8 protein-coding genes and 1 pseudogene are annotated in these 8,048 nt (G+C 35.8%); 4 read left to right on the forward strand and 5 right to left on the reverse strand.

Annotated elements, in window-relative coordinates:
* Window positions 1-1,265 precede the first annotated feature (1,265 nt).
* Window positions 1,266-1,472, reverse strand: coding sequence for a hypothetical protein (locus tag PSI06_RS16875; protein ID WP_273604404.1), 207 nt, complete (start codon window positions 1,470-1,472; stop codon window positions 1,266-1,268).
* 810 nt (window positions 1,473-2,282) lie between these two features.
* Here PSI06_RS16875 and PSI06_RS16880 point away from each other — a divergent pair.
* The gene (locus PSI06_RS16880; protein WP_273604403.1) at window positions 2,283-3,161 is read left to right on the forward strand and encodes a hypothetical protein; all 879 of its coding nucleotides are present in this window, start codon (window positions 2,283-2,285) and stop codon (window positions 3,159-3,161) included.
* Window positions 3,162-3,196: 35 nt separating this feature from the next.
* Here the strand turns inward: PSI06_RS16880 and PSI06_RS16885 are convergent, their stop codons facing one another.
* The 3 genes from PSI06_RS16885 to PSI06_RS16895 form a co-directional block, all read right to left on the reverse strand.
* Window positions 3,197-4,144 (reverse strand): replication initiation protein, encoded by a 948-nt coding sequence (locus PSI06_RS16885; protein WP_273604402.1) that lies wholly within the window; start codon window positions 4,142-4,144, stop codon window positions 3,197-3,199.
* A gap of 694 nt (window positions 4,145-4,838) precedes the next feature.
* Window positions 4,839-5,123: a hypothetical protein gene (locus tag PSI06_RS16890; protein ID WP_273604400.1), complete on the reverse strand. Its 285-nt coding sequence runs from the start codon at window positions 5,121-5,123 to the stop codon at window positions 4,839-4,841.
* 130 nt (window positions 5,124-5,253) lie between these two features.
* On the reverse strand, window positions 5,254-5,646 hold the full coding sequence (locus PSI06_RS16895; protein ID WP_248442874.1) for a hypothetical protein: 393 nt from the start codon (window positions 5,644-5,646) through the stop codon (window positions 5,254-5,256).
* Window positions 5,647-6,197: 551 nt separating this feature from the next.
* Between PSI06_RS16895 and PSI06_RS16900 the strand changes: the two genes are divergently transcribed.
* Both PSI06_RS16900 and PSI06_RS16905 read left to right on the forward strand, forming a co-directional pair.
* The gene (locus PSI06_RS16900) at window positions 6,198-6,788 is read left to right on the forward strand and encodes a recombinase family protein (protein WP_273604398.1); all 591 of its coding nucleotides are present in this window, start codon (window positions 6,198-6,200) and stop codon (window positions 6,786-6,788) included.
* Window positions 6,789-7,080: 292 nt separating this feature from the next.
* Window positions 7,081-7,533 (forward strand): hypothetical protein, encoded by a 453-nt coding sequence (locus PSI06_RS16905; RefSeq protein WP_273604396.1) that lies wholly within the window; start codon window positions 7,081-7,083, stop codon window positions 7,531-7,533.
* Between the two features lie 44 nt (window positions 7,534-7,577).
* Here PSI06_RS16905 and PSI06_RS21730 read toward each other — a convergent pair whose 3' ends face one another.
* Window positions 7,578-7,889, reverse strand: a complete 312-nt coding sequence (locus PSI06_RS21730) for a flagellar protein FlhE (RefSeq protein ID WP_443197790.1) — start codon at window positions 7,887-7,889, stop codon at window positions 7,578-7,580.
* Between PSI06_RS21730 and PSI06_RS16910 the strand changes: the two are divergent.
* Window positions 7,878-8,048: pseudogene (locus PSI06_RS16910) on the forward strand (transposase); the annotation flags it as partial. The gene PSI06_RS21730 and the pseudogene PSI06_RS16910 overlap by 12 nt on opposite strands.

The raw sequence follows: 8,048 nt of genomic DNA on the forward strand, positions 1-8,048 counted from the left end.
TCCACAATGTGGAAATTATGATTTTAACTGTCGGGTTGCTATGAAAATATTAAATATCAGTAGCTTATTGGTTATTCCATTATTATATTTTGTTTTATTCTTGCTGCTTACTTAGCTGTGCTTGAACGCGCTCACGCCCTTTTTGTAGCTCTATGCGAAGCTCCTCTTCAGTGGGAAGGTGAGCTAAAAATTTTGCTGCAAAAAGTTGTTTTCGATCACTCAGTATCGAGTATTACCTAGCTGTTCATCGTCTATAATTAAACGTCCAATTTGCCAATACGCATGTGCCATTGTGTTATTGACTGTTTGCCTAACATGGGCGCGCTTCCACAATTACAGACTTAATATCGCTTAGTTATGCACTATTGGAAGTGCTAAGACTGTTTTTTTGAATAGTGTGCTTTTTATATGCTGAGTCCAAGGAACCTCTCCTAGGCAAAAATAACAATATAAATTATCAGCTTATCATACCGCAAAGGTCGCGTTTTTTTGAGTTATAATTAGTAATAAATTGCTATTAAAAATAGGGATGCTTTGTAGATGCAAGTATGAGAAGGTACTTTTTCTTTTAGCAATAAAAACCACTATCTTCTTTGAAAAAAACATTAAAAAACATTAAAAAACATTAAAAAACATTAAAAAATAATAGGCTTGTATTATAAATAGGAGAATTTAAAGTTCGAATCATAGGAAGGTAACAATGCTATTCCTCTGCAGTCTTCGTAGTAAATGGAGATAAATAAAAAGATACAATTAGTTCATAAAAATTAGTTAGCCCGTCGTGTTACTAAGTTTGGTACCCGCTTTGACGGGGGGGAGCGGCAAATACCGTAGTAAACAAAATTTAGTTAGCACTTTTAACTACTAATTTTTAACCTTTGCGTAAGCAGAGGTATATGAAAACTCATTTTTATATAAACCTTAATCTTTTTTATCTGGTGATAGTCTAATCAATGCTTTCAACAAAAAAGCGCTTTTATAAAATCAGGGCGCTTTGTGTTTAGGACAAATAAACAAGAGTTATACAAATTTAATAAGGAGATGCTTAAGCATGACCTTCATGTTTGGGGTATTACTTTTTCGATAATATTCGTAGTTATAGATACCTGTTATCATTTTAGTACAAAAAAAACTTAGAGCGATAAACCAAGCGAAGTTTTCAGTGGATTGGAACTGTAAAAACAGTAACGCTGAGCCACTAAATGCAATAATCGAATAGACAACTTCTATTCGATACCGACTAATTGCTTTCAAAATTATGGGCATCAAAAACCGTCATCAAACGAGTCAAATGCATCAAAACAATCGTGCTCTATAGAGTCCGTTATCGATTCTTCAATCTCATAAACAGTCATTACTCTATTAGATTGGCCCACCACATTGCTGCCAACATCAACGATATTAGCGCTCGCATTTGTGATAGGTAGTCCTGTTGTTGGATTAATAGCAATATCAGTAACGTCATCTTTCATTTTTTAAACCTTATTAATCATTAATTACAACTTCACAATTTAATGATTTCGTGATAAAAAACAAACTCGTTTGACTGCGCAGCTCAGCAACAAACAGTTTGGATTAAGTAATTAGCCCTTCCCTTACTTCACCTAATTTTATTAAGTAAAAACCCCTTATTATTTTCTAAAAAACTTTATTAATTAGTTTAATTTGAAGGCGGTTTTTGTCTGAAAGATAGGTTTTAAGATCGCATTTTTCGGCACGAAAAACTGCAAAAAAAGCGTCTCAGAATGAGGCCAACAAGCGCGTAATGTGTTGTAGGCGAAGCCGTAAACACATGGAGAAAGCGCGAATGTACAGCTGGTCTGTACTAACCGCGATAGTGTTTCGCATCAGCGAAATTCGATATCAATTTGGCACAAATTGATATCGAACCATCTATTTTCGTAGAAAATTACAGCAGATGAAAAATGCAAATTATGGGGCACCCATTGCATTGTCAGGCGCGGCAGTATGGCGGTTAGTACGGAGCGTAGCTCGTACATTCGCGCTGGGTCTAAAACGCTAGCGCGATAGCGCGTCGAGTCAGCTCGTTGCGGAGCAACACCAGAGCTTACGGGCGTTTTAGGCCCTATGGTTGAGTAGCGCAGCGACGAGGCCATCCGCTGGAAGCGGCTTTGTTGCGATAATTATCGCAACAATCATTACGTGCATGCTGTTAAAGCATCTCGGAATGAAAAACGGCAATATAATTATAAAAAGATGATAATTTTTATGTTGCGGTACTAGTTAATTTTAATAATTAACTCACCAAAAGGATTTGTGAATTGACGTCGCAACAAACAAAATATTTAGAAACGAACAACCCACTTCATACTCTCTACCCTCGTTTTTTTGATATTGATATGCGGTATTGTGCAGGCGCAAATAATCATCAAAAAGGCGTTAATAGAGCCAAGCTTTCGGTGCTTATTGCAATTCGGTTTTCTATTGTTACACCAGGCATTGTGCGTTGGCTCTACGGCATTAATCATCGCCTCGCGTTGGAACACCTAAACAGGCTAGAAAAAGATGGTTTACTGCGTGTAGTAAAAACACACCGCAGTCCAGATGGTCGCGTCTATGTGCCTACCTATACTGCTGCCAAATTCGCAGAGGAATTAATGGGCATCGACGTGCATTTTAGGAGCAACAAAAATCCTTCTTTGCAGTTCAATCAAAATAATATAATGCATAATCTAATTAACGCATTTGTCATGCTGCGCGGTATACACAATTATCACAGTGATGAAACGTACGCCCCAATGTGGAGTGGATTCATTACCGAGCCTGAATTTAAACGTATTAATAACCTATCTGATACACGAACGGTAGATGGTGCTGTACGACTCCTAGATGGCTCTGTTGCAGCAATTGAGATTGAGCATTCGTTTAAAAACAAAACTGCACGACAAGTCATTTTGCTAAAATATTTGGCCTCGTTAAAAAAAAGCGATTACAGTAAGATTTTTTTATTCTCTCAGTCGGTCAAAATTTTTGATGATATAAAACGATTACATGAGCAGCTATTTACGGAACTACCTGAACGTTATGACAAAAAAACACGAGCACCACTTCTCAGTGAAAGTGATGCTGAGCTGCTGCGTGCCTCAATAATATACCGTACTAAATTGTGTGAAGAAATTAATGAAATGTTTTACTCGTAATGCAGTAGCATAAACATTGAGACATTATGATTATTTTAGTTGCGTAATTGATGAGAGTAATACGACTTAGCTTTATCGTCACCAAGAATTTTTGCATATTCTACACAACGCCTTATATCTGCTTTTGCCAATCTAAAAGTGGGGTTTTCGTTTTGGTTTGATAGCTCATAGCCTCCTAATCGATTGAGGTTTACCCGAGCCCATACCCCCTCTTCATGCGAGCCCTTTTTGACCTTAGGACGACGAGCTAACCTCGGCCTTGCTATGTGCTGACCGTCGGATTGAGGGATGTATGAAAACTCGATGGCAGTAATACAGTTACCCATTTTTTTTGGCTGAAAAGTTACACATAAATCTGTGTGGGCATTAATTTTTTCTATAGCAGGTAGCAGTACGCGATTTTTAAAATCCCGCCATGCTTCATATGATTCAGATAAAAACAACTTCTTTTTCATCTCTGGTAGTTGTAAATTCATAACTACAGAGCCCCGTCGTTTGTAATTTTTATAATTTCGCACCTCGTTTAGGAGTCCATACAACCGAAATGATGCTAACGTGTTAAGTTTTACTGTGTTATGAAAAAATAACTCTGTGAAATTACCCTCTATATTAAAAATATAGGGCTCTATTTCTTTTGAAAACTCTATATTAATGAATGAGCCCTGATTTTTCAGCTTTTCATATTTAGCGCTACTCACCCAAGGGATTGAAAGCGACTGCCCGCTATCGTCTAAAATGCTTACAGATTTATCTCTTAGTGACTCTGCAGCTGCGCTCAGCTGCTCATAAACGCTGTGCTTACTCAGACCGAAACACTTGGCATATTCCGTTGGATAAATCACAATTTTTCCTGGGTTAGACTTTTTGGAATTAATTTTAGACAACGCTAGATTTATTAATCGCTGCTCATTAACCTCTAGCGAATAACCCGCATGTAATAATTTATTAGCGAAAACAATTTTTGGAGAATTTTTACTGCTCATTTCTCTACCTCATTTCAAGTTTATGCTGTTATGCTAACCGCGGCCCAACCAATAAAAGAAATTTCGGTAAGTTTTTTGATAAATAAAATTTTTATTTATTCACAGCATACATGTCCCCCTAAACCGTATAAATTGCCTACTCATTTCGTATAAAGTGCCACAATAAACATATAAATTGCCCACCAAAACAGTAAATATTTTATTTAATTTCAATAAGATAACAGCCTCTAAAAGTATTAAAATAGAAAAAAATAAAAATAGATGCACATTCACCACTTTTTATTTTTTATAAATTTATTTTTGACGGTTAAAAAATAAATTAATTATTTTTTATTTTTTACCACGCCACTATGATTTGTAATGAGGCTACTGAGTGAACTAACTGAAATACGCAAAAGGGAGGTAGACGTATCTACCTCCCCTTTGCATTTGACCTATGCGCCTTGCCAAACATGATTACAATGACTGCGCTTTTGAGACACCGTAACGAAATCCTGTATTTGCGCAGGACCTCCTCCCAGGTTTGATACTCAGTAACTGAGTAAAATGCCCTATTAAACGCTATTGCAGTTAGGGCAGCGAATCAGCAAATAATGATTCACGGCATATTTGGGGAGACATGATTAGGCTGTATTTTGATTTTGAAAATAACTATTATGACCTAGTTCAACTGCTAATTATTTCTGATTTAACACTAAGCAAAAACATCATCTTCAAAGTCGCAGGGCAAAACCACGCGCTCGATTGGGTCGCTAATCAGAGCATGCATAAGCTCGTAAGTAAACTTTCGCATGGCAAACTCATTTAGTGTTTTATTCGCTGTAATTTCAGGGCCAATAACCTCCCACAGCTCATCTAAATTCGCATTATCACTGCGCAATTCTAATAAATTAATCTGGTGGTCATTTGCGGTGATTACCCGACTAAAGGTGTGTAATAAATTTAAAAAATCCAATGTTGATACGTATGTATTTTCCATACTTAACTTTCCTTGTGTGGTTTGTTATCAAAATCGATAACTCATTATTAGGTAATAATCAGGCATGGGTATTTAAATCGGTTTACAAAAAATTCTTATAAAAAAAGCAGACCGAAGCCTGCTTAGGGGGTTATGCATTGTCGATAATATCGACCCAATCACTTTCTGCTGCTGCAAAAAATGTCGTTGGCGTTTGCATAAATATTTGCTGGAACTCCTCAGAGAACAGCTTACAAAACTGTGTTATTTGCTCTATGTAGATAAGTAAAAAAAGCACCATATCAACTCCTTCTAAATATCGATTTTCAAAACTCGGATTTTTTTCTAACAAACTATTTGAAATACTAATTCCAAGTATTTTTCCAACACTATCTCTATGTAAATAGATATAATTATTGAAATTTAACTCTAATGTTTGTTCATTAACTACATCTGCTAACAATAAAATTGTAGAGCAGTCATCCCACGGAGATCTACTGGCTCGAACGTATTGTCGAATGAATTGAGATTTAGTATTTTTCATTATTTGTCCTCGTTAATTGTCCTGAAATTAACTAGGGCCAAGCGGTGGGTAAAAATAGAAAATCACGTTTATGTAGGCTAAATTTGCAAAAATAATAAAAATCATTAAGGTTAAAAAAAGCTCCCACCTTAAGGCAGAACAATATGACTGATTTTATTTGGATAATCCCAGCGATAGTACTGACGCTAATTGTTATAAAAATTATACTAACACACGATAAAGAAGGTTAAATTTCTAGCCTTTACTTGAACAGTGCTACTTACTCAAATTGAGAATTCCCAAAACATTGATAAGCTATTGAATTATGATTAAATATAGCGCCCCTATTGAAATTTATTATCGTAATTACACTCTAAAAATAATTATGTTTTTTATTAGGTAAATTTCTTAAACAACGAGAAATCGCTTACAAACTTCTATTACTGTAAGTGATTTGAAGCGGTAATTAGCCTAGTTATTAAAACGTATACTTTATGATAACTAGGTTTGACTATTATCAAAACTACTCTCATAATGTTTTTTTCAAAACATCTTAAGATATATGATAAAAAATGTCTAAAATTGGATATGCAAGAGTAAGTTCGACTGGCCAAAGTTTGGAAGTTCAACTTGATAAATTAAATCAAGTTGGCTGCGATAAAATTTATCATGAAAAACAAAGTGGAAAAACAGCTTCACGGCCTGAATTTCAAAAATGCATGAATTACCTTAGGGAAGGAGACACTCTTGTTATCACCAGATTAGACCGTCTTGCGCGTTCCGTTATTCATTTGTCACAAGTTGCTGAACGCTTTCAGGCAGAAAATATTGACCTAGTGGTAATTGACCAATCAATTGACACTGCCACTCCCACTGGTCGTTTAATGTTTAACATGCTAGCGGCAATCGCAGAGTTTGAAACAGATTTACGCTCAGAAAGACAATTAGAAGGTATTGCTAAAGCGAAAGAGCACGGAGTTAAGTTTGGTCGGCCAACAAAAAGAACAGCAGAAAGAGATTTAGAAATTTATAATAAAAGGGAAAAAGGCATATCAATTGGTTTTTTAGCAAAAGAGTACGACTTGGGTTCCGCTACTATTTATAGAATATTGAATGATGTTCTTGAAAAAGTATCAACTGAAGCAACAAAATTATCTAGCTAGGCTAGGTCTCATTCATTCGAGATTTAAATGAATACTTAATTATCCTTTATTTAATCGGCAATAGTTTGCTGCTGTAAAAACATACTCCCCCCATTTGCCGTTTTATTGGCTAATATTACTGACATTTCTACCTCAAGGCGTGTTTTCATGTCTGATACTTTAAAAAACCTGTTACAAATAACAGGTGCTGATTTATTGGTCTGCTATTTGCTTTAAAATCAGGGTAAGTATTGATGTTGATACACTCATAAAAAATGTAGTTTTTTTAGTAAAAAAAATTAAGGATAATGACATGATAAATTCTATTGGTTCACAGAACTATGCTGTGCAACAAACTTCCGAGGTTAAAAATTCAGTTGTACCTCCAACTGCACAGGAAACGAAAAGTTCAGGATATGTACGACATGGTTGGGATAATTTCATTCCAGATGTCGAAGCAGATCCTTTATTCGCTAAAGAAATGGCTGAAGCCGTTGCATTTATACCTGATAAGTTGATGATAAATTTAAATGATGCCCCCCCACTTTCTGATCCTGCAGCGTACAAGAATTGGGCGGATATGTCTGAAGAGTTTGATAAAATCGCATCAAAAGTGACGGGGCAACGAATTGAGTTGTTCAATGAAATGAAATCAAAAGGTTCATCAGATCAAGAAATTTTTAAAGAGTTATTGTCGTTTAATCATTCACTACCAATGGATTATCAAGTTAAGTCCGGAATGACAAAAGTCGACACCTATGCTTAAAGGTTAAGCAGTAAGGTCTTCTATTGAGAAGACCTTAGAAATAGTTAATTGTAATTTACAATAACTTGATTTGTCTGCCCATAAGCGAATGGTGAAATTACACTGCCGCTTCCAGGTACTGCAAAAGCATAAATGAATTTCTTATTCGCATCTAAACCCGAAAAAGCTGTTAAACTTCCTGTTTTACTTGAGCTCACGTCCATACATGACGATGTTGTATCCCAACAAAGATAAACGACAAGACCAGAGGGAATATATGATAGATTCCAAGAGTAATTTACTACGGTAATTTGTGAACCAAAAGGTACAGAACCTACGACAGGTAGATTCAGCGTATATAGAAGGCCTGTATTGATGGGCTAACTGGGTTTCCTGAGGCGATAAGAACTATTTTTCCAGAGACTGAAGTTCAATTATGTATTGTTCATCAGATACGCAATTCAATGAAGTATGTTGCCTCTAAAAATCAAAAGGCGTTCATGGCCGACTTAAAGCCAGTATATCGTGCTCCAACC

Origin of the sequence: Pseudoalteromonas sp. GABNS16E (assembly GCF_028598715.1) — a bacterium.
GTDB classification, from domain to species: domain Bacteria; phylum Pseudomonadota; class Gammaproteobacteria; order Enterobacterales; family Alteromonadaceae; genus Pseudoalteromonas; species Pseudoalteromonas atlantica.